Origin of the sequence: Mycobacterium dioxanotrophicus, assembly GCF_002157835.1 — a bacterium.
In the GTDB taxonomy this organism is placed as follows: Bacteria; Actinomycetota; Actinomycetes; order Mycobacteriales; family Mycobacteriaceae; genus Mycobacterium; species Mycobacterium dioxanotrophicus.
In genome coordinates this window covers 7,096,306-7,122,718 of sequence record NZ_CP020809.1, presented here as the reverse complement: position 1 = coordinate 7,122,718, position 26,413 = coordinate 7,096,306, and the positions used below count along the sequence as shown (strand labels likewise).

At 68.3% G+C, this 26,413-nt stretch carries 24 protein-coding genes; 7 read left to right on the top strand and 17 right to left on the bottom strand.

Translation table 11 applies throughout. From position 1 onward, the window contains the following. Nucleotides 1-2 precede the first annotated feature (2 nt). Entirely contained in the window at nucleotides 3-884 is an 882-nt protein-coding gene (locus BTO20_RS34495) for a DMT family transporter (protein ID WP_232490950.1), read from the bottom strand. A 25-nt stretch (nucleotides 885-909) separates the two neighbouring features. Here BTO20_RS34495 and BTO20_RS34490 point away from each other — a divergent pair, with 25 nt between their 5' ends. Continuing rightward, a complete protein-coding gene (locus BTO20_RS34490; RefSeq protein ID WP_087080736.1) occupies nucleotides 910-2,322 on the top strand; it encodes an aminotransferase-like domain-containing protein in 1,413 nt (470 codons plus the stop codon). A 4-nt stretch (nucleotides 2,323-2,326) separates the two neighbouring features. On the opposite strand, the gene BTO20_RS34485 is transcribed toward BTO20_RS34490, so the two are convergent. The 6 genes from BTO20_RS34485 to BTO20_RS34460 are packed head-to-tail and all read right to left on the bottom strand — an operon-like array spanning nucleotide 2,327 to nucleotide 9,221. Continuing rightward, nucleotides 2,327-2,899 carry a HutD/Ves family protein gene (locus BTO20_RS34485; RefSeq protein WP_198344173.1) on the bottom strand — a complete coding sequence of 191 codons (573 nt, stop codon included), beginning with the start codon at nucleotides 2,897-2,899 and terminating at the stop codon, nucleotides 2,327-2,329. Continuing rightward, entirely contained in the window at nucleotides 2,896-4,089 is a 1,194-nt protein-coding gene (hutI, locus tag BTO20_RS34480) for an imidazolonepropionase (RefSeq protein ID WP_087080734.1), read from the bottom strand. Before hutI ends, BTO20_RS34485 begins: the two co-directional genes overlap by 4 nt. Further along, nucleotides 4,086-5,417, bottom strand: coding sequence for a formimidoylglutamate deiminase (locus tag BTO20_RS34475; protein WP_087080732.1), 1,332 nt, complete (start codon nucleotides 5,415-5,417; stop codon nucleotides 4,086-4,088). The genes hutI and BTO20_RS34475 overlap by 4 nt, the downstream gene beginning before the upstream one ends. Next, nucleotides 5,414-6,655, bottom strand: a complete 1,242-nt coding sequence (locus BTO20_RS34470; protein ID WP_087080730.1) for an allantoate amidohydrolase — start codon at nucleotides 6,653-6,655, stop codon at nucleotides 5,414-5,416. Before BTO20_RS34470 ends, BTO20_RS34475 begins: the two co-directional genes overlap by 4 nt. Then, nucleotides 6,655-8,310, bottom strand: coding sequence for a urocanate hydratase (gene hutU / locus BTO20_RS34465; RefSeq protein ID WP_087080728.1), 1,656 nt, complete (start codon nucleotides 8,308-8,310; stop codon nucleotides 6,655-6,657). Before hutU ends, BTO20_RS34470 begins: the two co-directional genes overlap by 1 nt. Nucleotides 8,311-8,351: 41 nt before the next feature. Beyond that, on the bottom strand, nucleotides 8,352-9,221 hold the full coding sequence (locus BTO20_RS34460) for a MurR/RpiR family transcriptional regulator (protein WP_087080726.1): 870 nt from the start codon (nucleotides 9,219-9,221) through the stop codon (nucleotides 8,352-8,354). A gap of 266 nt (nucleotides 9,222-9,487) precedes the next feature. On the opposite strand from BTO20_RS34460, the gene hutH reads away from it, so the two are divergent. From hutH to nirD, 3 genes are all read left to right on the top strand, one after another. Further along, nucleotides 9,488-11,059, top strand: a complete 1,572-nt coding sequence (gene hutH, locus BTO20_RS34455) for a histidine ammonia-lyase (RefSeq protein ID WP_087080724.1) — start codon at nucleotides 9,488-9,490, stop codon at nucleotides 11,057-11,059. Nucleotides 11,060-11,162: 103 nt separating this feature from the next. Beyond that, a complete protein-coding gene (nirB, locus tag BTO20_RS34450; protein ID WP_087080722.1) occupies nucleotides 11,163-13,730 on the top strand; it encodes a nitrite reductase large subunit NirB in 2,568 nt (855 codons plus the stop codon). Further along, the gene (nirD, locus tag BTO20_RS34445) at nucleotides 13,727-14,098 is read left to right on the top strand and encodes a nitrite reductase small subunit NirD (protein ID WP_087080720.1); all 372 of its coding nucleotides are present in this window, start codon (nucleotides 13,727-13,729) and stop codon (nucleotides 14,096-14,098) included. The genes nirB and nirD overlap by 4 nt, the downstream gene beginning before the upstream one ends. Before the next feature lie 546 nt (nucleotides 14,099-14,644). Here nirD and BTO20_RS39640 read toward each other — a convergent pair. The 9 genes from BTO20_RS39640 to BTO20_RS34400 all read right to left on the bottom strand — a co-directional run bounded on the left by BTO20_RS39640 (nucleotide 14,645) and on the right by BTO20_RS34400 (nucleotide 22,414). Beyond that, a complete protein-coding gene (locus BTO20_RS39640) occupies nucleotides 14,645-14,806 on the bottom strand; it encodes a hypothetical protein (protein ID WP_157680402.1) in 162 nt (53 codons plus the stop codon). A 211-nt stretch (nucleotides 14,807-15,017) separates the two neighbouring features. Then, nucleotides 15,018-15,728, bottom strand: a complete 711-nt coding sequence (locus BTO20_RS34435; protein ID WP_087080718.1) for a sirohydrochlorin chelatase — start codon at nucleotides 15,726-15,728, stop codon at nucleotides 15,018-15,020. Further along, nucleotides 15,725-16,894, bottom strand: a complete 1,170-nt coding sequence (locus tag BTO20_RS34430; RefSeq protein WP_087080716.1) for a uroporphyrinogen-III synthase — start codon at nucleotides 16,892-16,894, stop codon at nucleotides 15,725-15,727. Before BTO20_RS34430 ends, BTO20_RS34435 begins: the two co-directional genes overlap by 4 nt. A gap of 35 nt (nucleotides 16,895-16,929) precedes the next feature. Next, a complete protein-coding gene (locus tag BTO20_RS34425) occupies nucleotides 16,930-18,345 on the bottom strand; it encodes a nitrate/nitrite transporter (RefSeq protein WP_087080714.1) in 1,416 nt (471 codons plus the stop codon). Nucleotides 18,346-18,443: 98 nt separating this feature from the next. Further along, entirely contained in the window at nucleotides 18,444-18,974 is a 531-nt protein-coding gene (locus BTO20_RS34420) for a GNAT family N-acetyltransferase (RefSeq protein WP_087083091.1), read from the bottom strand. Nucleotides 18,975-19,105: 131 nt separating this feature from the next. After that, the gene (locus tag BTO20_RS34415) at nucleotides 19,106-19,987 is read right to left on the bottom strand and encodes a 5-oxoprolinase/urea amidolyase family protein (protein ID WP_087080711.1); all 882 of its coding nucleotides are present in this window, start codon (nucleotides 19,985-19,987) and stop codon (nucleotides 19,106-19,108) included. A 16-nt stretch (nucleotides 19,988-20,003) separates the two neighbouring features. After that, a complete protein-coding gene (locus BTO20_RS34410; protein ID WP_198344171.1) occupies nucleotides 20,004-20,666 on the bottom strand; it encodes a 5-oxoprolinase subunit B family protein in 663 nt (220 codons plus the stop codon). A gap of 74 nt (nucleotides 20,667-20,740) precedes the next feature. Continuing rightward, nucleotides 20,741-21,424: a queuosine precursor transporter gene (locus BTO20_RS34405; protein ID WP_087080709.1), complete on the bottom strand. Its 684-nt coding sequence runs from the start codon at nucleotides 21,422-21,424 to the stop codon at nucleotides 20,741-20,743. A gap of 36 nt (nucleotides 21,425-21,460) precedes the next feature. Continuing rightward, nucleotides 21,461-22,414: an ABC transporter substrate-binding protein gene (locus BTO20_RS34400; RefSeq protein WP_087080707.1), complete on the bottom strand. Its 954-nt coding sequence runs from the start codon at nucleotides 22,412-22,414 to the stop codon at nucleotides 21,461-21,463. 126 nt (nucleotides 22,415-22,540) lie between these two features. Between BTO20_RS34400 and BTO20_RS34395 the strand changes: the two genes are divergently transcribed. From BTO20_RS34395 to BTO20_RS34385, 3 genes are all read left to right on the top strand, one after another. Next, nucleotides 22,541-22,825: a hypothetical protein gene (locus BTO20_RS34395; RefSeq protein WP_064945139.1), complete on the top strand. Its 285-nt coding sequence runs from the start codon at nucleotides 22,541-22,543 to the stop codon at nucleotides 22,823-22,825. Nucleotides 22,826-22,947: 122 nt separating this feature from the next. Then, a complete protein-coding gene (locus tag BTO20_RS34390; RefSeq protein ID WP_087083087.1) occupies nucleotides 22,948-24,510 on the top strand; it encodes an amidohydrolase in 1,563 nt (520 codons plus the stop codon). Between the two features lie 63 nt (nucleotides 24,511-24,573). Then, on the top strand, nucleotides 24,574-25,866 hold the full coding sequence (locus BTO20_RS34385; protein ID WP_269770311.1) for an APC family permease: 1,293 nt from the start codon (nucleotides 24,574-24,576) through the stop codon (nucleotides 25,864-25,866). An 81-nt stretch (nucleotides 25,867-25,947) separates the two neighbouring features. On the opposite strand, the gene BTO20_RS34380 is transcribed toward BTO20_RS34385, so the two are convergent. Next, the gene (locus BTO20_RS34380) at nucleotides 25,948-26,367 is read right to left on the bottom strand and encodes an organic hydroperoxide resistance protein (RefSeq protein WP_064945098.1); all 420 of its coding nucleotides are present in this window, start codon (nucleotides 26,365-26,367) and stop codon (nucleotides 25,948-25,950) included. Between the last annotated feature and the right edge of the window lie 46 nt (nucleotides 26,368-26,413).

The window sequence follows — 26,413 nt, the reverse complement described above, 5'->3', positions numbered from 1 at the left end:
CGTCAGCCGAGTCGGATGCGCACGGCCAGGCCCGCGCACGCGATCACGGCGGCTCCGCCGAGCGCCGTCAGCCAGGTCAGTTGCTCGTGCAGCAGTAGCGCGGCCCAGCAGATCGTCATGACGGGCTGGACGAGTTGCACCTGGCTGACCTGAGCCATCGGACCGATGGCCAGGCCCCGGTACCACGCGAAGAAGCCGAGGTACATGCTGACCGCGGCGAGATAGCCGAAGGCCGCCCACTGGGCCGTCGTCGCATGCGGTGGCTGTTGCACGACGGAGATGGCGGTCAGCACCAGCATCGCCGGGGCTGCCACCACCAACGCCCACGACACGGTCTGCCACGCCCCGAGTTCCCTGGCCAGCAGGCCGCCCTCGGCGTAGCCGATGGCTGCGGCCGCCACGGCGCCGAACAGGAGCAGATCCGCCCAGCTCAGGTGGCCGATCCCGCCGCCCTGCACCATCGCGAACACCACTGCGGCGGCCGCGCCGATGGCGGCGGTGGTCCAGAACGCCGCGGGCGGATGCTCGCGGCTGCGGAGGACCGCGGTGACTGCGGTGGCCGCAGGTAGCAGTGCGACCACGACCGCGCCGTGGCTGGCCGGCACGATCGTGAGCGCGTACGACGTCAGGAGGGGGAAACCTGCGACGACGCCCGCCGCTACCACCGCCAGGCGGACCCACTGGGTGCCGTGGGGCAGCGATTGCCGCGTGCAGGCCAGCGCTGCGGCGGCCAGGGCGGCAGCGACGACGGCTCGCCCCGCACCGATGAACAGCGGGGAAAGCCCGCCGATCGCGAATCGGGTGAAGACGATGGTGAACGAGAACGCGACCACGCCCAGGAGGCCCCAGAGCACACCGGCTTGGGATAACGGTGGTCGCACCATCACGGTAGCGCTACTCTTATCCGACATGGATAACGATAGCACCGAACGCATCGTGGCGGGTCTGCGGCAGTGGATCGCCACCGCGGCGCCCGGTGCGCAATTGCCGTCCAATCGGGCGCTGGTGGCCCAGTACGCGGCCAGCCCGGTCACCGTGCAGAAGGCGATGCGCGCACTGCGCGGCCTCGGGCTCGTGGAATCCCGGCCCGGGGTCGGCACGTTCGTCCGGGCCGTACGCACTGCCCGGCCACCCGACTATGCCTGGCAGACAGCGGCTCTGGGTTCACCACAGGTTCGCATACCCGGCCTGTCGACGCCGATGCGCAGCGCGGCACCCGATGTGATCGGCCTGCATTCGGGTTATCCGGACCGGGAACTGCTGCCCCAGCGCTTGGTTCGCGCCGCCCTGGCGCGAGCCGCCCGCGCCGACGCTGCGTTGACCCGGGCCGACGCCGCGGGACTGCCCGAGTTACGGGCCTGGTTCGCCACCGAACTGGCCGAGTCGTGCCCCGTGGGCGTGACCCCGCCGGCACCTCGCGATGTGATCGTGTTGCCCGGCAGTCAAAGCGGATTGAGCTCGACTTTTCGGGCCCTGGTCGGCTTCGGGCAGCCGATGCTCATCGAGTCCCCCAGCTACTGGGGAGCGATCCTGGCCGCCGCGCAGGCCGGCGTGCGGTTGGTCCCCGTACCGAGCGGATCGAGCGGTCCTGATCCCGACGAGCTCGCGCGTGCTTTCGCCGAGACGGGCGCCCGGCTGTTCTATGCGCAACCAAACTTCGCCAATCCTACCGGGGCGCAATGGGATTCCGAGTTGACGCGACAGGTGCTCGACGTCGTACGGCGCCACGGTGCGTTCCTGCTGGAAGATGACTGGGCACGCGATTTCGCCATCGACGCCGCTGCCAGCCCGGTCGCCGCGCTCGACGACGCCGGCCACGTCATCTACCTGCGCTCCCTGACCAAGAGTGTGTCGCCGGCGATCCGGGTGGCGGGCCTGGTGGTTCGCGGACCGGCACGGGAACGCATCCTCGCCGACCGGGGCGCCGAATCCATGTACGTCAGCGGGCTGCTGCAGGCCGCCGCGCTGGACGTCGTCACGCAGCCGGCCTGGCACTCCCATGTGCGAGAGTTGCGCCATCAGTTGCGGCAACGGCGGGATCTGCTGGTCTCGGCGGTGACCGAACACGTCGCCGCGGGGCACCTGGACCGCGTGCCCCGCGGGGGCTTGCACCTGTGGCTTCGGCTTCCCGATTCCACCGACCTCGATCGGCTGGTGCGGGACTGCGAGACCGACGGTGTTCTGGTGGCGGCGGGCGCGGAGTGGTTTCCGGCCGAACCGGCGGGCGCTTTCCTGCGGCTGAACTACTCCGGGCCCGACCCGGCGCGGTTCGCGGAGGGAGCCCGGGTGGTCGGTGCGGCGCTGGCCAGGCAGGCCGGGTAGCGCCTCAGCGCTGCGCCGACCGGACCCGCACCACCGCCACCGCGGCGCACCCGCTCATTGCGAGCGCCGGTCCGGTCCAGCGCAGGGCGTCCAGTGCGCCCAGTTCGACGCGGTCCTGCGCGGCCGACGACACCGCGACGGTGCCCGACAGCGCGACCAGCACCAGCGGTTCGGCCGGGCCCACCGACACCTCGGTGCCGTCGCGCAGCCGGATCACGTCGAGTTCCGCTGTGGCCCGACCGCGCCGGGTCATCACGTTGAGATCGCGGGTCGGGGTGGGAACTTCCCCTGCGGTGTCGGCGCCGCCGTCAAAGGCGAACGGCTCCAACGGTTGCAGGCGGTGCCGCACTCCGTCGACGGTCAGCACCATGTCGGTGCCCTCGATGAGCGTGATGATCCGGTCGACCCCGGGGAACGCCGAGAAAGCGCCGGAGGCCGATACCTCGGCAATGCTGATACGCCAGTCGAATTCGTCGCTCGCGGCGGAAGGATTGCGGGCCAGTTCGTAGGTGACCCCGCCGCCGTTGCGCCACGGCATGCGCTGGTGCGTGGCGAACCGTTGCACCCGCAGTGTCACGAGGAGCGGTCCCCGACGCTACCTGCCACCAGCTCGCCGCCCCGCCACACCGCCCCGACCAACGGCACGCCGGGCCGGTACGCCAGGTGCACATGCGAAATGGCGTCCAGCAGAACCGCATCCGCGCGGGCGCCGACGCCCAGATGCCCGACGTCGGTGCGGCGCAACGCCCGCGCCCCACCCATGGTCGCCGACCATAGCGCTTCGTCGGGGGTCATGAACATGTCGCGAACCGCCACTGCGATGCAGAACGGCAGGTTGGTGGTGAAGCCGGAACCCGGGTTGCAGTTGCTGGCCAGCGCCACGGTGACACCGGCATCGAGCAGCCGCCGGGCATCCGGATACGGCGTGCGGGTCGCGAACTCGGTGGCCGCGAGCAGGGTCGCGACGGTGGTGCCGGAAGCCAATGCGGCGATGTCGTCGTCATCGAGGAACGTCGCGTGGTCGGCAGACGCCGCACCGAACTCCACCGCGATCTGCACACCCGGCCCCGGCCCGAGCTGGTTGGCGTGCACGCGCGGGATCAGGCCCCGCTCGACCCCGGCGGTCAGGATCTTCCGGGTCTGATCCCCGTCGAACGCCCCCCGCTCGCAGAACACGTCGATCCATTTGGCGGCGGGCGCACACGCGTCGACCATGGCCGTACACACCAGGTCCACGTAGTCGTCGGGCCGGTCGGCGTACTCCTGCGGAACCAGATGGGCCCCGAGGAAGGTGATTTCGTCGGTGAACTCGGCGGCGAGCTGCAGGCTCTGCACCTCGGTGTCGACGGTGAGCCCGTATCCGGACTTGCACTCGTTGGTGGTGGTGCCCGAGCGTCGCGACTCGGCGATCAGGCGCGCGACGTTTGCGCGCAGCTCGTCGGTGCTCGCCGCACGGGTGGCGTTGACCGTCGTGTTGATTCCACCTGCGCTGTAGGGCTTTCCGGCCATCCGGGCGGCGAACTCAGCGGAGCGGTCGCCGCTGAACACCAGGTGGCTGTGGCTGTCGACGAATCCGGGGATGACGGCCCGCCCGTCGGCGTCCACCCGGTCGTCGGCGTCCGGCGCACCGGTGCGCGGTCCGACCCAGGCCACCACGCCGTCGTCGAAAACGATTGCGGCATCCTCTATCAGGCCGACCAGCCCGGACTGCTGAGCCGGATCGTTGGTGACCAGGGCGCCGATGTTGTCGATCAGAAGACTACTCATGAGGTCAATGTCCTAATCGAATCATGAAGTGCTGCAGGAACGTCGTCGATCTGAGTGTGTGAACGTCGGTTGACCACCCGGCGCCCACCGACCACCACATCGGTCACGTCAGGAGCGGACGCGGCGAATACCAGCGTTTCCAACAGCGTTCCGGAATCCCAGCCGGCCATCCGGACCGAATCGAGCCCGACCGTGACGAAGTCTGCGAGCGCACCCGGTTCCAGCCGGCCGGCCTCGGGCCAACCCAACGAAGCATGCCCGTCCGAGGTTGCGGCGCGCATGAGCTCCGCCGCAGGCCAGTGTCCGCGCCGCTCGGTGCGCAGCCGCTCGTCGAGCTCCATGCCGCGGGCTTCTTCGAAGATGTCCACGATGGCGTTGCTGTCGCTGCCCAAGGTCAGCGGGGTGCCCGCCGTCGCGAGATCCCGCGCCCGGCCGATGCCGTCCGCGAGGTCGCGTTCGGTGGTCGGCGTCATGCACACGTAGGTGCGCGAATCAGCCAATGCGGCGACATCGCCATCAGTGAGGTGGGTGGCGTGCACTGCGGTCGACAGCGATCCCAGCGCGCCGTGTTCACCCAGCAGCTGGGTCGGCGTGCAGCCGTGTGCGGCCATGCAGGCCTCGTTCTCGGCCCGCTGTTCGGACATGTGGAAATGCAGCGGCACGCCATGCTCCCTGGCCCAGTCGGCGACGGTGCCCAGCTGCTTTGCCGGAACCGCACGCACCGAATGGATCGCGGCGCCGATGCGGGCCTGCGGTGTCGCGGTGAGCCGCTCGACCCGCTCGGCCCACGCGGCGGCGGTGCCGTCGGTGAACCGCACCTGCGGGCCCTGCAGCTCGGTGCCGAAACCACCTGTCAGATAACAGGCATCGAGCAGGGTGATACGGATACCGGCGTCGGTGGCCGCGGCGATGAGTGCCTCGCCCAACGCATTCGACTCGGGGTACGGCGTGCCGTCCGGGCGGTGGTGCACGTAGTGGAACTCTCCGACGCAGGTGATGCCGGCGAGAGCCATCTCGGCGTATGTCGCGCGTGCCAGTACGTAATACGAGTCCGGGTCCAGCCGGCCGGCCACGGCGTACATGTCCTCGCGCCAGGTCCAGAACGTGCCGCCACCGCGGTGGGTGCGCCCGCGCAGCGCGCGGTGGAACGCGTGGCTGTGGGAGTTGGCCAGGCCCGGAACGGTCACGCCCGTCAGGTGGGTGGCGTCGGCCGGGCGGTCCTGCCCGGCCGATACCGACGTGATCCTGTCGCCGTCGACCTCGATGAGCACGCGGTCGCTGACCTGATCACCACCGAGCCAGGCATAGTCCGCGAAATACCGCGTCACTGGCTCACCAACTCCTTCAGCACCTTGGTCAGCGCCACCACTCCGGCCACGCAGTCGTCGTCAGAGGCGTCTTCGACCGGGCTGTGACTCACCCCGGTGGGGTTGCGCACGAACAGCATCGCTGTCGGCACGTGTGCCGAGAGGATCCCGGCGTCGTGGCCTGCGCCGGTGGGCAACTGCGGTGCGTCGTCGAGCAGCGCACTGATCCGGTCCCGCAGTGCGTCGTCGAAACCGACGACAGGAGAATAGGATTCGCGGGTCACCGTGCACGTGGCGCCGTGCGCGGCGGCCGCATCCTCACCGGCGGCTGTGACCTCGGAAACCAACTTCTCCAGCACGGTGTCGTCGGCCGCCCGGGCATCCAGCCAGCCGTGCACCGCCGAAGGAATCGCGTTGACGCCGTTGGGGATCACCAGGACCTTGCCGAAGGTGGCGAGTGCCCCGGTGCGGGTGGCGGTTTCCCGGGCAGCCAGCACACTGGTCGCGAACGGCAACATGGGGTCGACGCGATCGTCCACCCGGGTGGTGCCGGCATGGTTTGCCTCGCCGAGGAATTCGAACCGCCACCGGCCGTGCGGCCAGATGGCTGTCGCCACCCCGACCGCGGCGTCCATGTCCACCAGTGCCCGGCCCTGTTCGACGTGCAGCTCCACGAACACGCCGATGCGCTCGAGTGCCTGCTCGTCACGGCCCAGCCGCGCGGGATCGACGCCTGCGGCCTGCATCGCGTCGCCGAGGGTGACGCCGTCGGCGTCCTTGAGCCCGCGGGCCCGGTCGGGTTCGATCGCGCCGGTCAGCAGCCGACTACCCATGCACGCGACGCCGAACCGGGCGCCCTCCTCGTCGGCGAAGTTGGTCACCGCCAGCGAGCGGGTGGGCTCGACGCCCTGCGCGCGTAGCTCATCGACAGCCAGAAAGGCCGAAACCACGCCCAGCGGACCGTCATACGCGCCGCCGTCGGGCACGCTGTCGAGATGGCTTCCGGTCACCACGGAGTCGGGGCGGGGTTCGCCCCACCACGCCCACTGGTTCCCGTTGCGGTCCTCCTCGTAGGTGAGGCCGCGCTGCTTGGCCTGGTCGATGAACCAGGCACGCAGCTCGCCATCGGCCGCGTTCCAGGCGAACCGGCGGTACCCGCCGCTGCCCGGGTCCCTGCCGATGGGCGCGAGCGACGCCCACAAGGAGACGAACCTGTCATTCAGCTGGTGTATTTGGTCCTCCTCGCGTGCGGGGCTCATCAGCTCTCCTGCATGGGGATCCGGACGCCGCGTTCCTTCGCGACTTCCTCGGCCCGCTCGTAGCCGGCATCGACGTGACGGATCACGCCCATGCCGGGGTCGTTGGTCAACAGGCGGGAAAGCTTTTGTGCCGCAAGCGGAGTCCCGTCGGCGACGCCGACCTGCCCGGCGTGGATGGACCGGCCGATACCGACGCCGCCGCCGTGGTGGATCGACACCCACGCCGCCCCCGAGGAGGTGGCGGTCAGGGCATTGAGCAGCGGCCAGTCGGCGATCGCGTCGGATCCGTCGAGCATCGACTCGGTCTCGCGGTAGGGGCTGGCCACCGAGCCGCAGTCCAGGTGGTCGCGGCCGATGACGATCGGCGCCGACACCTTGCCGCTGGCCACCAGATCGTTGAACAGCACGCCGGCCTTGTCGCGTTCGCCGTAGCCCAACCAGCAGATCCGGGCGGGCAGACCCTGGAACGCGATGCGCTCACGGGCGCCGCGCATCCACTTGTGTAGGCGGTCGTCGTCGGGGAACAGGTCCATGATGGCCTTGTCCGTGGTGTAGATGTCCTCCGGATCGCCCGACAGCGCGACCCAGCGGAACGGGCCCTTGCCCTCGCAGAACAGTGGGCGGATGTAGGCGGGGACGAAACCGGGGAATTCGAAGGCCCTTTCATAGCCGCCGAGGCGGGCCTCGTCGCGGATCGAGTTGCCGTAGTCGAAGACCTCGGCACCGCCGTCCTGGAACTCGACCATGGCCTGGACCTGGGTGGCCATGGATTCGCGGGCGCGGTCGGTGAATTCGTCGGGCTTCTTCTCGGCGTAGTCGTGCCAGTCGTCGAGGTCGATGCCCTCCGGCAGGTATGACAGCGGGTCGTGTGCGCTGGTCTGGTCGGTGACCAGGTCGATGGGTACGCCGCGCCGCAGCAGTTCGGGGAAGATCGTGGCGGCGTTGCCGACGACGCCGACAGACCAGGCCCGTTTGTTGGTGCGGGCGTCGACGGCCTTCTTGATGGCGTCCTCGAGATCGTCGGCGACCTCGTCGAGGTAGCGGTGCTCGACGCGGCGACGCAGGCGCGCCTCGTCGACGTCCACGATCAGGCAGGCACCGCCATTGAGGGTCACCGCGAGCGGTTGCGCACCGCCCATGCCGCCGCACCCGCCGGTCAGCGTCAGGGTGCCTGCCAGCGTGCCGCCGAAGCGTTTTTCGGCTGCGGCAGCAAAGGTTTCGTAGGTGCCCTGCACGATGCCCTGGGTACCGATGTAGATCCAGGACCCCGCGGTCATCTGCCCGTACATGGTCAGCCCGAGGTTCTCCAACCGCCGGAACTCGGGCCACGTGGCCCAGTCGCCGACCAGGTTCGAGTTGGCGATCAGTACGCGGGGCGCCCATTCATGGGTCTGCCACACGCCGACCGGCTTGCCGGATTGCACCAGCATCGTCTCGTCGGGGGCCAGGGTCTCCAGGGTGCGCACCATGGCGTCGAAAGAGGCCCAGTTGCGCGCGGCGCGTCCCGTGCCGCCGTAGACGACGAGATCGTCCGGGCGTTCGGCGTTCTCGGGGTCGAGGTTGTTCATCAGCATGCGCAGCGGAGCTTCGGTATACCAGCTGCGTGCGGTGCGGGTGGTGCCGCGAGGGGCACGTACGGGACGGGCGCCTTCCATTGGATCTCTCCCTTGAATATCGAAATGGGTTGGTGGAGTGGCTAATCGAGAAACAGATTGCGATCTGCCGCGCGCTGGTCGAACTCTTCGAGCCAGCGTTGGCCGTGTTCGGGCAGCGCCTCTGTGACCGCGTGAAGCAGGCTCATGGTCAGCGCCATCGGCGCGACGGTGGAATCGAAGGTCAGTGTCGAGGCGACGGGCGCGGCGAGCAGGTCGTCGACTTCGCCCGCCAGCGGGCACAGCGGGCTGTCGGTGACCAGGGCGACCCGCAGTCCGAGGGTGCGGGCGAACTGAATGGATTCCTGCAGGGCCCGTGGATAGCGCGGCAGGCCGAAGGCCAGCAGCCACGTCGCACCTGCGGCGCGGGCGTTGACCAGTACGTCGTCACCGTCAGAACCGGCAGGAACCGACCGGACATCCGGGTGCACCTTCGCGGCGAAATGCACGAAGATGTCGGCGAACGGCTTGGACACCCGCAGCCCGAGCACCGGCAGCGGGCGCGATTCGGCGAGGTAGCTGCCGACCCGCTCGATCCGCTCGCCTGCCCATGGGCTGGATGCGAGCTCGGCGAGGTTCGCGGTCTCGGCCGCGATCAGGCGGCGTAGGGCACTGACCGAGTCGGCTTCGGTACCGGTGCCGCGTAGTTCTTCCTGTACCTGCGCTCTGGCCTGTTCGCGCAGCTCAGGGTAGCCGTCGAAGCCCAGGGCGGAGGCGAAGCGGCTGACCGTCGGCTGGCTGACGCCCGAGCGGCGGCCCAGCTCCTCGGCGCTGAGCCACACCGCTTCCTCGGGGTGGTCGAGCAGAAAGCCCGCGACGCGTCGCTGTGCCGGCGACAGCTGACGGCCTTCGATCAGCATGTTGAGCCAGCGGCGCACGCTGGCGGCAGCTGCTGGTGTCTGCCCTATCGGCATCGTCCCTCGATTCGACGGTGTTAGCCCAAAATGTGCTCTCTGAATGAAGTCTTGTCAAGACTGGTCATTAATATCAAGTGAATAGTCACACTAACTGCAAGATGAATACTTGCTGTATGCATTCATCGCGATGTAGCGTGCCCTCGCAGTACCCGTCGGGGGACCGGCGACCAAAATCGCCCGCAACTCTCCGGTGCCGGTCATCGTGGTTTCGTGACGACGCCTCAAGCCCGTCGAGTCTTCAGCAGCACAGTAGGGAGAATCAGATGAACAGCACGCCGCCCCGGGTCACCGTTGGCCGGGGACCGGTTTCGGAAGCTGATGTCGTTGCCGTGGCCCGGCACGGGGCCGGTGTGGAGCTCGGCAGCGACGCACTCGCCGCGATCGCGGAGGCGCGCGCCATCGTCGACGCACTGGCCCACGACGTCAAACCGCACTACGGAGTGTCGACCGGATTCGGTGCGCTGGCCAGCGTGCACATCCCGCTCGAGCAGCGGGTGCAGTTGCAGCGCTCACTGATCCGCTCGCATGCGGCCGGATCCGGGCCCGAAGTGGAACGTGAAGTGGTCCGCGCGCTCATGCTGCTGCGGCTGTCCACGCTGGCCACCGGCCGGACCGGCGTGCGGACGGAAACCGCCACGACCATGGCGGCCCTGCTCGATGCCGGGATCACGCCCGTCGTGCGTGAATACGGTTCGCTGGGCTGTTCGGGTGATCTGGCGCCGCTGGCGCACTGCGCGCTGGCGCTTCTCGGGGAGGGCGACGTGCGGGACGCCGCAGGCAATCTGCGCGAATCCGCCGACGCGATGCGTGAGGTCGGCATCGAACCGATCGAGCCCGCGGAGAAGGACGGTCTGGCCCTCATCAACGGCACCGACGGCATGCTCGGCATGTTGCTGTTGGCCTGCCATGACTTCGACATGCTGCTGCGCTGTGCCGATCTCACGGCCGCGATGAGCGTCGAGGCCATGCTGGGCACCGACCGGGTGTTCGCGGCCGATCTGCAGGCGCTGCGCCCGCAACCGGGCCAGGCCGTGGCCGCCGCGAATATGCGCGCGCTGCTGGCGAATTCGCCGATCGTCGCGAGCCACGTGGGTCCCGACTGCACGTATGTCCAGGACGCCTACTCGATGCGGTGCGCACCCCAGGTCGCAGGCGCCGCCCGCGACACCCTCGCCCACGCCCGCACCATCGCCGGCTACGAGCTGGCGTCGGCGGTGGACAACCCGGTCGTCACGATCGACGGCCGCGTGGAATCCAACGGCAACTTCCACGGTGCGCCGGTCGCCTACGTGCTGGACTTCCTGGCCATCGCCGTCGCCGATCTGGCGTCCATCAGTGAACGCCGCACCGATCGCATGCTCGACGTTGCGCGGTCGCGCGGGCTGCCGCCGTTCCTCGCCCACGACGCGGGCGTCGACTCGGGGCACATGATCGCGCAGTACACCCAGGCCGCGATCGTCTCGGAGCTCAAGCGGCTGGCAGTGCCAGCCAGTGTGGACTCGATCCCGTCGAGCGCGATGCAGGAGGACCACGTCTCGATGGGATGGTCGGCGGCCCGCAAACTGCGGCTGGCGCTCGACGGGCTGACCCGCGTGCTCGCCGTCGAACTGCTCACCGCGGCGCGGGCCATCGACCTGCGGGCACCGCTGCAGCCGGGACCCGCCACCGGCGCCGTCGTCGCCGCGCTGCGCGAAACCGTGCCGGGGCCGGGGCAGGACCGCTTCCTGTCTCGCGAGGTGGAGGCGGCCGTGGAGTTCATCCGCAGCGGGGCCGCGGTGGCCGCGGCGAACTCGGCGCTGCCGCAGCCGTTGCAGGGCGTCTCGGCCGAACACTGAGGTCAGGCTCCTCACATACCGCCGGTCAGGGCCGTGAGCACACCGTGATGGGCGCTTCACACAGCGCGACATTTCGGCAATATCGCGTCCCTAACCTCGCGGTATGTCTGGAACACGAAACGTCGTCGTGGTCGGTCACGGCATGGTGGGACACCGCTTTGTCGAGGCGCTGCGGGCCAGGGACACCGCGGGGGACTGGCGCGTCACAATCCTGGCGGAGGAGTCCGACGCGGCATACGACCGGGTCGGGCTGACGGGATACACCGAGCACTGGGACCGTGCCCAGCTGGCGCTGCCCGGCAACGGTTACCTCGGCGACGACCGCGTCGAGCTGCGGCTCGGCAGCGCGGCCACCGAGATCGACCGCACGGCCAAGACCGTGCGCACCGGCGACGGGCGCTGCATCGACTATGACGCCCTGGTGCTGGCCACCGGCTCGTACGCGTTCGTGCCGCCGGTTCCGGGACACGATCTGCCCGGCTGCCACGTCTACCGCACCCTCGACGACCTCGACGCGATCCGCGCCGCCGCCCAGCGGGGCGCCGCCACCGGCCTGGCCGGCGTGGTGATCGGCGGTGGCCTGCTCGGGCTGGAGGCCGCCAACGCGTTGCGCCAGTTCGGCCTGCCCGCCCACATCGTCGAACGGGCCCCGCGTCTGATGAACCAGCAGCTCGACGAGGCAGGCGGGGCACTGCTGGTCCGGATGATCGGCGAGCTCGGCATCGCCGTGCACACCGATGTGGGCACCGACTCGATCGAGTCCATCGACGGCGGGGTGCGGGTGTGCCTGTCCGACGGCAGCCTGATCGACGCCGGCGTGGTGATTTTCGCGGCGGGTGTGCGGCCGCGCGACGAGCTGGCCCGCGCGGCCGGCCTGGCCACCGCCGAACGGGGCGGCGTGCTCACCGACTTGGCCTGTGTCACTTCAGATCCCAGTGTTTTCGCGGTCGGTGAGGTGGCTGCGATCGAAGGCCGCTGCTACGGCCTGGTCGGCCCCGGCTACACCAGCGCCGAGGTGGTGGCCGACCGGCTGCTCGGCGGGGCGGCGGAATTCCCCGAGGCCGACATGTCGACCAAGCTGAAACTGCTGGGCGTCGACGTGGCGAGCTTCGGCGATGCCATGGGCAGCACGCCGGACAGCCTGCAGGTGGTGGTCAACGACGCCGTCAACCAGACCTACGCCAAGCTGGTCCTCTCCGACGACGCCAAGACCCTGCTGGGCGGCATCCTCGTCGGTGACGCGTCCGCGTACGGCGTGCTGCGGCCGATGGTCGGCGAGCAGCTGCCCGGCGACCCGATGGCGTTGATCGCCCCGTCCGGATCCGGCTCCGGCGCAAGCGCTCTCGGCGTCGGCGCGCTGCCAGACGCGGCCCAGATCTGCTCGTGCAACAACGTCACCAAAGGCGATCTCACCGAGGCCATCGCCGGCGGCTGCTGCGACGTCGCGCAGCTCAAGAAGTGCACGCTGGCCGGCACGTCGTGCGGCTCCTGCGTGCCGTTGCTCAAACAGCTGCTGGAGGCCGAGGGTGTCGAGCAGTCCAAGGCACTGTGTGAGCACTTCAGCCAGTCGCGGGCCGAGCTGTTCGAGATCATCGGCGCCACCGAGATCCGCACCTTCTCCGGGCTGCTGGCCCAGTTCGGTACCGGAAAAGGTTGTGACATCTGCAAACCCACGATCGCCTCGATTCTCGCGTCGACCAGTTCGGAGCACATCCTCTCCGGGGAGCAGGCCTCGCTGCAGGATTCCAACGACCACTTCCTGGCCAACATCCAGAAGAACGGCAGCTACTCGGTGGTGCCGCGGGTGCCCGGCGGGGACATCACCGCCGAGCAGCTGATCCTGATCGGGGAGATCGCCAGGGATTTCGACCTGTACACCAAGATCACCGGCGGCCAGCGCATCGACATGTTCGGCGCGCGGGTGGAGCAGTTGCCGGAGATCTGGCGGCGGCTGGTCGAGGGCGGCATGGAATCCGGGCACGCCTACGGCAAGTCGTTGCGCACCGTGAAGAGCTGTGTCGGCAGCGACTGGTGCCGGTACGGCCAGCAGGATTCCGTGCAGATGGCCATCAACCTGGAGTTGCGGTACCGCGGGCTGCGGTCCCCGCACAAGCTCAAGATGGGAGTGTCGGGCTGCGCCCGGGAGTGCGCCGAGGCCCGCGGCAAGGACGTCGGCGTCATCGCCACCGAAACCGGCTGGAACCTCTATGTCGGCGGCAACGGCGGGATGACGCCCAAGCACGCGCAGCTGCTGGCCAGTGATCTCGATGACGAGACGCTGGTGCGCTACATCGACCGGTTCCTGATGTTCTACATCCGCACCGCCGACCGGCTGCAGCGCACCGCGCCGTGGGTGGAGGGCCTCGACGGCGGCATGGATCACCTGCGCGATGTCATCTGCGATGACTCGCTGGGACTCGCGGCGGAATTCGAGGCCGCGATGGCGCGCCACGTCGACGGGTATGCCTGCGAATGGAAAGGCGTGCTGGAGGACCCCGAGAAGCTGTCGCGGTTCGTCTCGTTCGTCAACGCCCCTGACGTCGCCGATCCGACCGTCACCTTCACGCAGCGCGACGGGCGCAAGGTACCTGCCGCCGACGCGCGGAGCGCACCCTTGACCGCGACAGCGCTGGGCATGCCCACGATCCGACCCATGGAGGACTCGAAATGACACTGCTCGATGACCGCAACGATGTCTACTCGCGGCAGCTGTGGGATTGGACGACCGCGTGCCGGTACGACTACCTGATGCCGTGCCGTGGAGTGGCCGTGCTGCTGCCGGACGGGTCGCAGGTGGCGCTCTTCCGGCTCGACGACGGCACGCTGCACGCCGTGGGCAACATCGACCCGTTCTCCGGGGCGGCCGTGATGTCCCGCGGGATCGTGGGCGACCGGGGCGGCCGGGCGACCGTGCAGTCGCCCATCAAGAAGCAGGCGTTCGCGTTCGACGACGGCAGCTGCCTCGACGACGCCGAGATGTCGGTACCGGTCTATCGGACCCGCGTCACGCCCGGCGGCTTCGTCCAGATCGCGCGGTAGTGCCCGCAGCCGTCCAGTAGGCGTCACGGCCCGGCCCGTCACAGCGACGGACGTCGCCGCGCCGTTCCAACACCGTCAGGTTCCGGTACACCGCCTCGATCACGACCGGTTCGGCGAAGTGTTCGTGAACATGGTCACGAAGTTCCGCGGTGGTCATCGACCGTCGCGTGCCCGCCAGCGCGCTCAACAGGCGCAGCCGCAACCGTTCGGCCGGCTTTGGGTTAGTTGCTGGCACGAATGAACTCACCGTCGGGGCGACGAGCGCCGCCCAGCGTTGTTACCTGCACCGTTACCCAAGCTCCCGCAAACAAAGACCAGCTATCGGACATACGATAGCTGAGTACAACCCAAATCCCCGCAGCGCCGTGATCAGCTCGAATGCTGGTGCGCATGTTTAGCAGGTCGAAAACCCGGGTACAAGCGATTTTCACGCTGCAGATCATCCAGATGAACGGCAGTTGAACAGGTACCAGTGGGTCTTGGCGGTTTGCTCTGGCTAACTAGAAAAGTTCGCTGAGCGTCGCTACTATCCCGTTGGGGAGTGCTTCAAAAGGGGCTGACGAGGATGATATTTGCACGTTCGATGGTCAAGCTGGTGGGTTTGCTCGGTGCAGCGGCGATGCTGGGCTCGGTTATTGCGTTGATGTTGCCGCTCGGCCTTGATGTGGTCGACCGCACGGGTGCGCCGATACCGTGCGGCACCGGCATGCGCCCGTCCTACGACGTTGCGGCCAAGCAGGATCTGCTCAATCTGGACCAACACACCCTGGCTGGGCCGGCGTACGCGACGAGTGACTACGCCGAGCAGTGCGAGGGGCTGGTCACCGAGCGTCGGACGGCTGCGCTGTCGGTTGGTGGCGGCGGTGCAGTGCTGTTGCTGGCCGTACTGGCTGGGCCGTACGCCGTCCGCGCGCTGGCCTCACGCCGCGACCGGCAGGCCCAGCACGCCCGCGCGGCGGAACCGGTTGGCGATCAGCCGGACCATGCCGGGGTGCAGGCCGAGCGGTTCGCTGACGATATCCCCACCGGCGTCACGCAACCGATCCTGGAAGAGCCCATCGGCAAGCAGGTAGGACGCCACTGCAATGCGGCGGTCGCCGCGTTGGCGCTGCGCGGCAATGACATCCGTGAGGCCGGCTTCGGTAATACCGGGCGCGCCGGTGGCGGCATAGGCCAGTTCTACGCGATCGCCGGTAACGGCTGACAGCAGTGCGGCGGTGCGGCGCAGATCGGACTGAGCGCCGGGGTCTGATGTGCCTGCCGCCGCGAGGATCACTGAAACACCTGGGCGCCAGCCTGATTCGACGAGCCGATCGGCCAGCACCCGGACCGTGCCTGGGCACGGGCCCAGCGGCCGGGTGACGGTCACCGCCGGGTGACCGCTCGCGGCGACGTAGTTGGGCACGTCGACGCGGACGTGATAGCCGCTGGCCAAAAACGCGGGCACCACCACCGCGGGTGCATCCGCAGGCAGCGCGTCGAGTACCTCGGTGGGTGTCGGCCCGAGCACGTCGACGAACGAGACGTGGACCGGTCGGCCGAGCAGCTGTGCCACCCGTTCGGCGAGCTCGTTGATCATCGCCACACCGCCTGGCTTGCGGGTGCCGTGCGCCACCAGAACCAGGCTCATCGCGCGCCGGCGAGGTCGGCGTCCACCGCGGAGTGCGGCTCGTCGACGGCCAGCCGGTAGCCACGCTTCACCACGGTCGACACGATGTTCTTGTCCCCCAAGGCTGTTCGGAGCCGGAGCACTGCCGTCTCCACGGCGTGGGTGTCGGTGCCGCTACCGGGCAGGGCGCCGAGCAGATCGAATCGCGACACCACCGCGCCGGGCCGGTGGGCCAGCGCGCGGATGGTCGCCATCGATGCCGGGGACAGCGGCTTGACGACGCCGTCCACCAGCACGCAGGTGCCGCGGATCTCCAGGACATGCCCGGCCACCCGGACGGTCCGGGCTTGCAGCAGGGGCAGTTCGTCGGTGATGTGGCGGGCCAGTGCGCCCAGCCGCATGCGTTCGGGCGCCGACACCGGTATCCCGAGCCGCACCAACGGCCGGGCCGTCACAGGACCCACGCACATCGCGTGGACATCAGTGCGCAGCGCCGACACCACCTGATCGGCGATCCCCATCTCGGCCGCCCGCATCAACACCGAGGCCACCGCCGGGGCCGAGGTGAAACTGACCGCGTCGAAACGCTGTTCGGCGATACCGGTGACCAGCTGGTCGAATTCGCCGTCGCGGGGCGCGGGATGCCAGCGGTACACCCGGATCGGGATCACATCCGCACCGGCGCTTCGCAATTCGTCGAGGAATTCCGGGAACGGGTCCCATTCGTCGGTGGCACCGTGCAACTGCACGGCGATTCGCAGGCCGGCGATTCCGTGCTCGACGAGATAGTGCAACACCTCGCGGGAGGATTCCGAATCCGGTGACCATTCCTCCGGCAGACCCGCCGCCCGCAGCGCGCCCGTGGCCTTCGGTCCGCGGGACACGATGCGGGCCTGGCTCAGGGCGTGCGTCAGCTCGGCGGCCAGGCCCCAGCCGTCCGCCGCCGCGATCCAGCCCCGAAAGCCGATCCCCGTCGTGGCGACCACGATGTCGGGCGGTTCGGCGATCAGGGCCTCGGTGTTGGTGCGCAGTTCGTCGTCGTCGGGTAGCGGAACCATCGTGATGGCAGCCGCGCTGGTCACCGTCGCGCCGCGGCGCGTCAGCAGCGTGCTCAGCTCATCGGCGCGTCGGGCGGAGGTCACCGCCACGCGGAAGCCGGTCAGCGGTGCCCAGTCGGGCTCGGTCATGGGGTCCAGTGAAGGCACGTCGTGTTTCCAAGTCATTACCCGGCCATTGCCGAGGCGTGTCGGTCTGTCGGGACCATTGTGACGCCTGCCGCGGCGGGCCGGCGGACATAGCGGAACCAGGTGACTGCCGAGGCCAGCACGTAGAAGGCCAGGAAGATCCACAACGCGGTGCTGGCCGAGCCGCTGGCCAGGTAGGACTGCCGCAGCGCCAGGTTGATGCCCACCCCGCCCAGCGCGCCGATCGCGCCGGCGAAGCCGATCAACGCCCCCGACATCGATCGCGACCACTGCTGCCTGGTCTCCTGGTCGACCTGCAGGGAGTGACTGCGGGCCTCGAAGATGGACGGGATCATCTTGTACACCGAGCCGTTGCCTAGTCCGCTGAGTAGAAACAGGGCGACGAACCCGACGACGTAGCCGGTCATCATCAAGCCTGTGGCCGCGCCGGCGCTGTGGTCGTCGATCATGCTGATCGTCACCAGTAGCCCGGCGGCGAGGATCATGCCGCCGAAGACCGGGAGGGTCACCCGGCCGCCGCCGATCCGGTCGGCCAGCTTGCCGCCGTAGACCCGGGACAGCGAGCCGAGCAGCGGGCCGATGAACGCGATCTGTGCGGCGTGCAGAGAAGCCTGGGCCGCGCTCTGCCCGCCCGCGGCGAAGTTGATCTGCAGTACCTGGCCGAACGCGAACGCGAACCCGATGAACGATCCGAAGGTGCCGATGTAGAGCAGCGAGATCACCCACGTATCCCGTTCGCCGAGAATGGCTTTCATCGCGCCCAGATCGATCTTGTGCTGTTCGAGGTTGTCCATGTAGAGCGCCGCGCCGATTCCGGCGACCGCCAGCGCCACCAGGTAGACCGCGCACACCCAGTAGGGCGCCCGGTTCCCGGCCGTCGCGATGACCAGCAGTCCGATCAGCTGGATCATCGGCACCCCGATATTGCCGCCGCCGGCGTTGAGTCCCAGCGCCCACCCCTTGAGCCGCTGCGGGTAGAACGCGTTGATGTTCGTCATCGACGACGCGAAGTTGCCGCCGCCGAATCCGGCGAGCGCCGCGCACACCAGATACGGCCACAGCGGCAGGCCGGGATGGGCCAGCAGCACCATGGTGCCCACGGTCGGGATCAACAGCACGAAAGCCGAGAACGCGGTCCAGTTGCGACCGCCGAACGTGGCCGTCGCCAGCGTGTAGGGAATGCGCAGGCATCCGCCCACCAGGGTGGCGGTCGCCCCCAGCAGGAACTTGTCGCCGGCGGTGAAGCCGTAGACCGACTCCGGCATGAACAGCACCATGACCGACCAGATGGACCAGATGGAGAACCCGACGTGCTCGGCGAACACCGACCAGATCAGGTTGCGCCGCGCGATGTACTTGTTCCCGTTCTCCCAGGCTTCGGTGTCCTCGGGATCCCAGTCGGTGATGTGATTCGGCTTCAACAGTTTCGGCATGGCCCGAACGGTAGAAACCGTTTATTGCCCGAACGCTCCCCGCGATGACCCGGCCGTGAAATTCCGCTCACTGCCTGCGGGGCCTGCGTGTGAGGCGGCTACCAGACGTCGCCGTCACGCCAATCGCAGGTCAACTCCGCGGTGGTGTCCAGTTCGACGCCGTTGGGCAGGTCGATGGGCAGCACGAACAGCGACCGGTCGTCGTCGGGGGTGCGCGCCAGGCCCGCGGGCTGCAGCACCGACGTCGGCCCCTGCCACGCCAGCCAGCCGCGTGAGGTGTACATCGGCCGGCCCTCTTCGGACGCGCTCAGCGCACCGATCTGATACGCCCCGCGCAGCACCTGTTCCAGGGCGTCCATGACCGCGGTGGCCAGGCCCTGACCCCGCCAGTCCTCGCGCACCGCGACACCCTCGAGGTAGCCGCAGCGCAACGCGGTGTCGCGGTAGAGCAGCCGCCGTTGAACCACCGCACCGTGCGCGATCAGGGCCCCGTGATGGCAGATCAGCGCATGCATGCCGCCGAGGGCGTGCTCCCAGTCCGCATCGGTGAAATCCCCGCCGAACGCCTCGATGACCATGCGGCGGGCACCGTCACGGGTCTCGTGATCGAGATCGGAGGTGTGGACCAGCCGCGCGGTGTAGACGTCACGGAGACGGGCACCGAGGTCTCCGCGGACATGAGGAGCACCGGGATCGCGCGTAAGCACACCCTTTTTCTACCAGCGATGCCCGACGGTGTCTCGGTTCGGTCCCGGGTGGCTCAGTCGAACGGCCGCCGGGGGTGGGCCCAGTGCAGCCGGACGGTCTGGCCGGGCCGCACCTGACCCAGCTTGTCGATGTCCTCGTCGGTCACCACGCCGATCACCGGATAACCGCCCGTGACCGGGTGATCCGGACCGAGGATCACCGGAAAACCGTTGGGCGGCACCTGAATGGCCCCACGGGTGGCCCCTTCGCTTGGCAGTTGCCGGTCGGGCCAGCGGTAGTCCAACGGCATGCCGACCAGACGCATGCCGACCCGGTCGCTGCGGTTGGTCACCAGCCAGTTGGTGCGGATGAGCACGTCGGGGTCGACGAACCAATCGTCGCGGGGACCCGGTACCACCTGCAGCTCGACCACCTCGTCGGTGATCGAGGCCACCGGAGCCTGCTCCAGCTCGGGAAACTCGTCGGTGTGTTCGCCGATGGGAAGGATGTCGCCCGGCTGAAGCGGGGTAGGCCCGATCGACGACATCACGTCGTAGCTACGGGAACCCAGCACCGGTTCGACGTTGATGCCGCCGCGCACCGCGAGATAACTGCGCAGCCCCGAGTGCGGCGCGCCCAGCGAGATCACCTGACCGTCGTGCACGTAATGGATGCTGTTGGTGCCGAACGGGATTCCGTTCACCGCGGGATCGGTGTCGGCACCGGTGACGGCGATGGCGACGTCGCCGCCGCGCACGCGTGCCGAGAACCCGCCGAAGGTCACCTCGATGGTGGCGTGCTCACCCGGATTGGCCACCAGCCGGTTGGCCAGCGTGTGAGAGCGACGATCGGCGGCGCCCGAGCGGCTGACACCCATGTGTGCCAGGCCGGGACGGCCCAGATCTTCCAGCAGTGCCAGCGGGCCCGTGCGCAGCACTTCCAGTGTGGTGGTCATGTCTTTCCTGCCTCCCTCAGCCGATCGCCCGGAACTGGACTCGCATGCCCGGCGTCAGCAGCGCCGGTTTCTCGCGGTCGACGTCGAACAGCACGGCGTCGGTGTGCCCGATCAATTGCCAGCCACCCGGTGACTGCCGCGGATAGATACCGCTGAACTCGCCGGCCAGCCCGACGGCTCCGGCAGGCACGCTGGTGCGGGGTTCGGCGCGGCGGGGGACCTGCAGTCGCGGGTCACCGTCCACCAGGTAGGCGAAACCCGGTGCGAAACCGCCGAATCCGACCCGCCACGGGGTGCCGATGTGCGCCGCGATGACGCCGGCAGGCGTCAGCCCGGTCAGTTCCGCCACCTCATGCAGGTCGGCGCCGTCATAGACGACGTCGATGGTCACGTCGACCTGGCCGCTCACCGGTGCGGTGGCGAGCGGTTCCGGTGCCGGGCCGAGCTTGCTCAGCCGCTGCCGGGCCCCGGGTTGATAGCGCGGACTGGCGAGCTTCACCAGGATGGTGCGCGACGCCGGGACGATGTCGACGACGCCGGGCAGGTCGGCCTCGTGCAGGTGGGCCGTCCACGCCAAAACGTCGGCCGTGCTGTCGAACTCGAGCAGCAGCGCGTGATTCCCATATTCGTGGACGTCGGGCATGACCACCGCGTCCACCACATCAGATGCCACACTCATATTCCGAAACTACCCGTGAGTAGCTAGGAAATGGGTGGCTCTATGAGCCTTGCCAGAACTGCCTTACCGAAGCCTCACACCGCGAGCTGGTACGTGGGTTCGCGACGCTTGATGTAGGCGATCACCCGGTAGGTGACGGGCAGCATGACCACCTCGACGGCGGTCTTGTAGAACCAGCCGAGCGCGGTGTAGACGGCGAAGTCCTTGAAGGTCGAGATGCCGATGGCGCCGGCGGCGATGCTGCAGAACACCAGGGTGTCGCCGAGCTGTCCGGCGAACGTGGAACCGACCAGGCGGGCCCACAGGTGCTTCTCCTTGGTCCGCTGCTTGATGGCGACGACGACCCAGGCGTTGATGGTCTGCCCGACGATGAAGCCGGCCAGTCCGGCGATGATCAGCTGGGTGTACGCGTGGACGACGTTCTCGAAGTGTTCTTCGTTGGTATAGAAGTCGGCGGCCGGCAGGTAGATGGTCACCCAGAAGGTGAACGCCGCCAGGATGTTCATCGCGAAGCCGAGGAAGATCGCGCGCCGGGCGGCCTTGAATCCGTAGACCTCGGAGAGCACATCCCCGATGACGTAGGTCAGCGGGAAGACGATGAACCCGCCGTCGGTGATGATAGGACCGAACGCGACGCCCTTGGTGGCCGTGACGTTGGAGATGATCACCAGCGCCGTGAACACCGCGACGAGCACCGGATAGTAGGCGGAGCCGATGGCCGCCGTGCCGCGATGCTGGTGCTCTTGGGTGCTTGTCACGCGGCCATTTTGTCAGGCCGTTCTTGGTCGGGCCTGTCAGGCCAGCGCGCGGGCCAGCAGGGGCGGCAGCTGATCGGCCACCAGCGGGTAGGACAGCGTCGAGGCGAAGGCGATGGCCCCGGCCAGGTCCTTGGTGGTGAAGACGTGGCGGTTGCGGGCGGTGGCCCGCAGGCCGGCGATGGTGGGGTCGGCCAGCAACGCGTCACGATCCTGATCGCTCTCGGTGGTCCAGACGAGCACATCGGCACTGTCCAGGACGGCGGCCATCTGGTCCCGGGGAATCAGTTTGTCGACCGGTGGGACGGTGAAGCCGAGCTGGGTCAGGAAGTCGGTGCGCCAGCCGGGCGGGGTGGCCTGAACACTGTCGCGGAACAGCGTGCCGCCCAGCAGCACCGCCTTCTTGCCGTTGAACTGCGGATTGTTGGTGGCCGCGGCCTTGAACTTGTCGTCGACGCCGTTGATCAGGCCGGTCATCTGGTCGTTCTTGAACACGGCCTGGCCGATGGCGGTGGCCTGGTCCTTCCATGGCTCGAAGAAGGCGTCCTGGCCGGATTGCGCGACAGTGGGGGCGATCTCGGAGAGCTTGGCGTACGTGTCGGAGTCGAGCCCGGCGTCGGTGGCGATGATGAGGTCCGGTTTGAGCCCCTTGATCTGGTCGACCTGGATACCGTCTGCCAGGCTCAGCACCGTCGGTTGGGCGCCTGCGAGTTGTGGCTGCGCCCAAGGCCATACCGCGAACGGTTCCTCACCGAACCACTCCGTGACGGCAATCGGCACCACGCCGACGGCCAGCAGATCGTCCTGGCCGGTGAAGCCGGCGCTGACCACGCGCTGCGGCGGGGCAGGGATCTTGGTCTCGCCGAAGACGTGCCGGACGGTGACCGAACCGTCCTTTGCGACTTCGCCAGGCTTCTCGGTGCTGCATGCGGCCACGAGCGCCATACCCGCGGTGATAGCCAGAAACCCCCGCCGGGACACAATTGTCGGCACTTAGCCAGAGTAACTGCTTTGCAGCGGTGTCGTCACCGAACACCGTTGCCGCGCGCCGTGTCACGGCACGCGGCCAATTGTCGATAGCGAATATTTGTGTCCCGGTGGCCGTATCCTCATCCCATGATGCGGCGCAGCGTGCTGTTCGCCATGTTCGGGCTGGCTCTTCCGTTTGCCGTCACGGTGGCTCCGCCTGCCGCGGCCGACTGTGTGGACGCCGGCGGTTCCACGGTGTGCGCGCAGGGCACCGTGCGCGGCGGCGGCCCGGAACCGCCGACCGCAGGCCCCTACTACCCGTACCCGTGCGAGCTCGACTGGTACTGCGACACCGGTGGTCTGAACATCATCATCGGTGGCGGTGACAACGGGTGGGACGGCGGAGGCATCCGCCCGATTCGTCCGGGCCGGTAGCCCCGGGTAGCGGCGTTCCACGCAGCGGGCGGCCGTCTCGATAACCCCGCGCGCACGGCACGGCCGGGCGTAGTGTGCCGTCCGTGCCGACCCTGTTCCACGGTGGAGCGATCTGGACTCCCATGACGACGACCGATGCGCTGCTGGTTTCCGACGGTGTGGTGCAGGCGGTCGGGGACCGGGCGCGGGAACACGCCGCCGACGAGCAGATCGACCTGGAGGGCGGCTTTCTGATGCCGTCGTTCGGTGACGGCCATGCTCATCCGCTGTACGGAGGTCTGGAATCAGCGGGGCCTGCGGTGCGGCCGTGCTCGTCGGTCGATGAGATCGTGGCGGCGGTAAAGGCTTATGCCGCAGCCCATCCCGAGCAGGAATGGATCGTCGGTGCGTCGTATGACGGCAGTCTGGCCTCGGGTGGCCTGTTCGACGCGCGCTGGCTCGACGCTGCCGTAGCTGATCGACCGGTGGTGTTGCGGGCGTGGGACTACCACACCATGTGGGTCAATTCGGTGGCACTGCAGCGGGCCGGCATCACCGCCGACACCCCGGAGCCGGTGCTTGGCGAGATCCCGCGCCGCGACGACGGTTCCCCGCTGGGCACATTGCGCGAGTGGGGCGCCACCGATCTGGTCGCCGCGGTGATGCCTGTCCGTGACGAGGCGGTGCGGGTCGCGGCGCTCGGGACCGCCGCCGACTACTACCTGGCTCGTGGCGTCACCTGGGTGCAGGATGCCTGGGTCGAACCCGCCGACGTGGACACCTACCTCGCGGCGGCCATCCAGGGCGCGCTGCGGATGCGGTTCAACCTCGCCTTCTACGCCGATCCGCGGTATTTCGATTCGCAGGTAACGCATTACGCCGACGCCATGGCCCGCGTCCGGGCTGCCGGCTCGCCGCTGCTGACGGCACAGACCGTGAAGTTCTTCGCCGATGGGGTCGTGGAGAACGAGACGGGGGCGTTGCTTGAGCCGTATTGTTCTGGCCTGCATAACCACGGCATGCAGTTGTGGGAGGGCGATTCTCTGGCGGAGGCTGCCCGCCGGGTCGATGATCTGGGCCTGCAGATCCATATCCATGCGATCGGTGACGCCGCTGTTCGGCAGGCCCTCGACGCCGTCGAATACGTTGTGCGGCACAATGGCCCGCGCGACCGCCGGCCGGTCATCGCGCACGCACAGTTGGTGGACGACGCCGACATCGGCCGGTTCGCGGAGCTGGGCGTCATCCCGAACATGCAGCCGCTGTGGGCGCAGATGGATGCGCTGATGACGGTGCTGACCATCCCTCGGCTCGGTCAGAAGCGCTCAGATCAGCAGTACCGCATGCGCACGCTGGAAAACTCCGGTGCCGCACTGGCATTCGGCTCGGACTGGCCGGTGTCATCCGGTGCCCCACTGGACGGCATCGCCATCGCGGTGTCCCGGCGCACCGCGGCAGGAGAGCCCGCGGGGGGCTGGACGCCCGAAGAGATCCTGCCGCTGGAACCGGCGCTGGCCTCGTACACCGCAGCGGTGGCGTATCAGGCCTTCGCGGAGGAAGATTGGGGCCGGATCGCACCCGGCGCCAGTGCTGATCTGGTGTGGCTGGAGCGTGATCCACGGACGGTGTCGCCGCTGGATCTTCCGGCAGTGGGGGTACGCGCCACCTATCTACAAGGCCGGCCGGTCTATTCGGCCGCGAAGTGAAAGGCAACGCGATGACCCCCAACGACCTCCGAGGCGGAGGACCACCTCAACCGCGTTCTGGGCTTGCCGTCGCTGGTGTTGTTCGGCCTGGTGTACATGGTGCCGCTGACGGTGTTCACCACCTATGGCATCGTCACGCAGACCACCGGTGGCCGCGTCCCGCTGGCGTACGTGGTCACGCTCGCGGCCATGGTGTTCACCGCCCGGTCGTACGCCAGGATGTCCTCGGCGTACCCGGTGGCCGGTTCGGCATATACCTACGCGCAGAAGACTTTCGGTGCCCCCATCGGCTTCCTCGGTGGCTGGTCTCTGCTGCTCGACTACCTGTTCCTGCCGATGATCAATTATCTGGTGATCGGCATCTACATGGAGCAGGCCCTGCCCGCCGTTCCCGCGTGGGTGTGGGTGGTGGTCTCGATCGCTGTGGTGACCGTGCTCAACATCATCGGCATCGTCTCGGTCAACCGGACCAACTTCGTCATTATCGCCGCCCAGACCATCTTCATCGTCGTCTTCGTGGTGCTGTCGACGGTGGCGGTGACCAAGGCCGGCTCGATCGATCTGGCGGCGCCGTTCCGTGGTGACGGCACCGCGCCCGGTGCCGGTCCGATATTCGCCGGTGCTGCGGTGCTGTGCCTGTCGTTCCTTGGTTTCGATGCGGTGTCGACCCTCGCGGAGGAGGCCAAGGATCCGAAACGGTCTGTGCCACGGGCGATCATGATCGCGACGCTGGTCTCGGGCGTGATCTTCATCGTGCTGTCATATCTGTCGCAGCTGGTGTTCCCGTCGAACCAGTTCGCCGACGTCGACTCCGGCGCACTGGACGTGGTGTCGGCCGCCGGCGGCAAGTTCCTCGTGGTGTTCTTCACCTCGGCCTATGTAGCGGGAGCGCTCGGCTCGGCGCTGACATCGCAGGCGTCGGTGGCCCGCATCCTCTACGCGATGGGCCGCGACGGCATCCTGCCGCAGCCGGTGTTCGGCAGGCTGTCGCACAAATACCTGACCCCGATGTACGCGATCCTGGTGGTGTCGGCGGTGTCGCTGCTGGCCGTCGTGATCAAGCTGGAGACACTCGCGTCGCTGATCAGTTTTGGTGCGCTGGTGGCCTTTTCGGCGGTCAACCTGTCGGTGATCAAGCATTACTTCCGCGATCAGGGCGAGCGCAGCGGCGGCGCGGTGATCAACAATCTGGTGCTGCCTCTCATCGGTTTCGGGTTGACGGTGTGGCTGTGGACGAGCCTGTCCGCGACCGCCCTGATCATCGGGCTGTGCTGGCTGGCCGTCGGTTTCGTTTGGTTGCTAGGAGTGACCCGGGGCTTCACCCGGCCCACGCCCGTGATGGACATGAAGGAGTAGCGCCCCGATACGCCGAATGGCCACGTGCTGCACACGCATGACGAAAAAGCGTGCAGCACGTGGCCATTTGATGTTATGAGATCAAACGACGGTGATGGTGACGTCGATGTTGCCCCGGGTGGCCTTCGAATAGGGGCAGACCTGGTGTGCCTCGTCGGCGATGGTTTGGGCGAGCTCACGATCGATCCCGGGAACACTCACATTGAGCCGCGCCTGCAGGGAGAACCCGCCGTCGGAATTGAGCAGGTCGACCTCAGCGTCCACCGCGGTGTCGGCGGGCAACTTGACCTTGTGCTGACCGGCGACCAGACCCATGGCGCTCAGGTAGCAGGCCGACCACCCTGCGGCAAAGAGCTGCTCGGGATTGGTGCCCGCACCGTTGCCACCCGGAGGGGTCAGCTGGATGTCGAGGTTGCCGTCCGAGCTGTAGGACTCGCCCTGGCGTCCGCCGGTGGTGTGGGTCTTGGCAGTGTAGACAACGTTGGCGGTCTGTGCGGTCATGAAAGTCTCCCGGTTCTTATTGATCGGACCCGATCTAATCGGACTC

What these genes read in the sequence shown, in the direction of transcription:
- BTO20_RS34495 (WP_232490950.1), bottom strand. Translation starts at nt 884, where the DNA reads ATGGTGCGACCACCGTTATCCCAAGCCGGTGTGCTCTGGGGCCTCCTG.
- BTO20_RS34490 (WP_087080736.1), top strand. Translation starts at nt 910, where the DNA reads ATGGATAACGATAGCACCGAACGCATCGTGGCGGGTCTGCGGCAGTGG.
- hutI (WP_087080734.1), bottom strand. Translation starts at nt 4,089, where the DNA reads ATGAGTAGTCTTCTGATCGACAACATCGGCGCCCTGGTCACCAACGAT.
- BTO20_RS34470 (WP_087080730.1), bottom strand. Translation starts at nt 6,655, where the DNA reads ATGAGCCCCGCACGCGAGGAGGACCAAATACACCAGCTGAATGACAGG.
- hutU (WP_087080728.1), bottom strand. Translation starts at nt 8,310, where the DNA reads ATGGAAGGCGCCCGTCCCGTACGTGCCCCTCGCGGCACCACCCGCACC.
- BTO20_RS34460 (WP_087080726.1), bottom strand. Translation starts at nt 9,221, where the DNA reads ATGCCGATAGGGCAGACACCAGCAGCTGCCGCCAGCGTGCGCCGCTGG.
- hutH (WP_087080724.1), top strand. Translation starts at nt 9,488, where the DNA reads ATGAACAGCACGCCGCCCCGGGTCACCGTTGGCCGGGGACCGGTTTCG.
- nirB (WP_087080722.1), top strand. Translation starts at nt 11,163, where the DNA reads ATGTCTGGAACACGAAACGTCGTCGTGGTCGGTCACGGCATGGTGGGA.
- nirD (WP_087080720.1), top strand. Translation starts at nt 13,727, where the DNA reads ATGACACTGCTCGATGACCGCAACGATGTCTACTCGCGGCAGCTGTGG.
- BTO20_RS39640 (WP_157680402.1), bottom strand. Translation starts at nt 14,806, where the DNA reads ATGCCGGTGCCGCACGGTATCGGCGCACCCGTGCGGTCGACCACATCA.
- BTO20_RS34435 (WP_087080718.1), bottom strand. Translation starts at nt 15,728, where the DNA reads ATGAGCCTGGTTCTGGTGGCGCACGGCACCCGCAAGCCAGGCGGTGTG.
- BTO20_RS34430 (WP_087080716.1), bottom strand. Translation starts at nt 16,894, where the DNA reads ATGACCGAGCCCGACTGGGCACCGCTGACCGGCTTCCGCGTGGCGGTG.
- BTO20_RS34425 (WP_087080714.1), bottom strand. Translation starts at nt 18,345, where the DNA reads ATGCCGAAACTGTTGAAGCCGAATCACATCACCGACTGGGATCCCGAG.
- BTO20_RS34415 (WP_087080711.1), bottom strand. Translation starts at nt 19,987, where the DNA reads ATGACCACCACACTGGAAGTGCTGCGCACGGGCCCGCTGGCACTGCTG.
- BTO20_RS34410 (WP_198344171.1), bottom strand. Translation starts at nt 20,666, where the DNA reads ATGAGTGTGGCATCTGATGTGGTGGACGCGGTGGTCATGCCCGACGTC.
- BTO20_RS34395 (WP_064945139.1), top strand. Translation starts at nt 22,541, where the DNA reads ATGCGGCGCAGCGTGCTGTTCGCCATGTTCGGGCTGGCTCTTCCGTTT.
- BTO20_RS34390 (WP_087083087.1), top strand. Translation starts at nt 22,948, where the DNA reads ATGACGACGACCGATGCGCTGCTGGTTTCCGACGGTGTGGTGCAGGCG.
- BTO20_RS34380 (WP_064945098.1), bottom strand. Translation starts at nt 26,367, where the DNA reads ATGACCGCACAGACCGCCAACGTTGTCTACACTGCCAAGACCCACACC.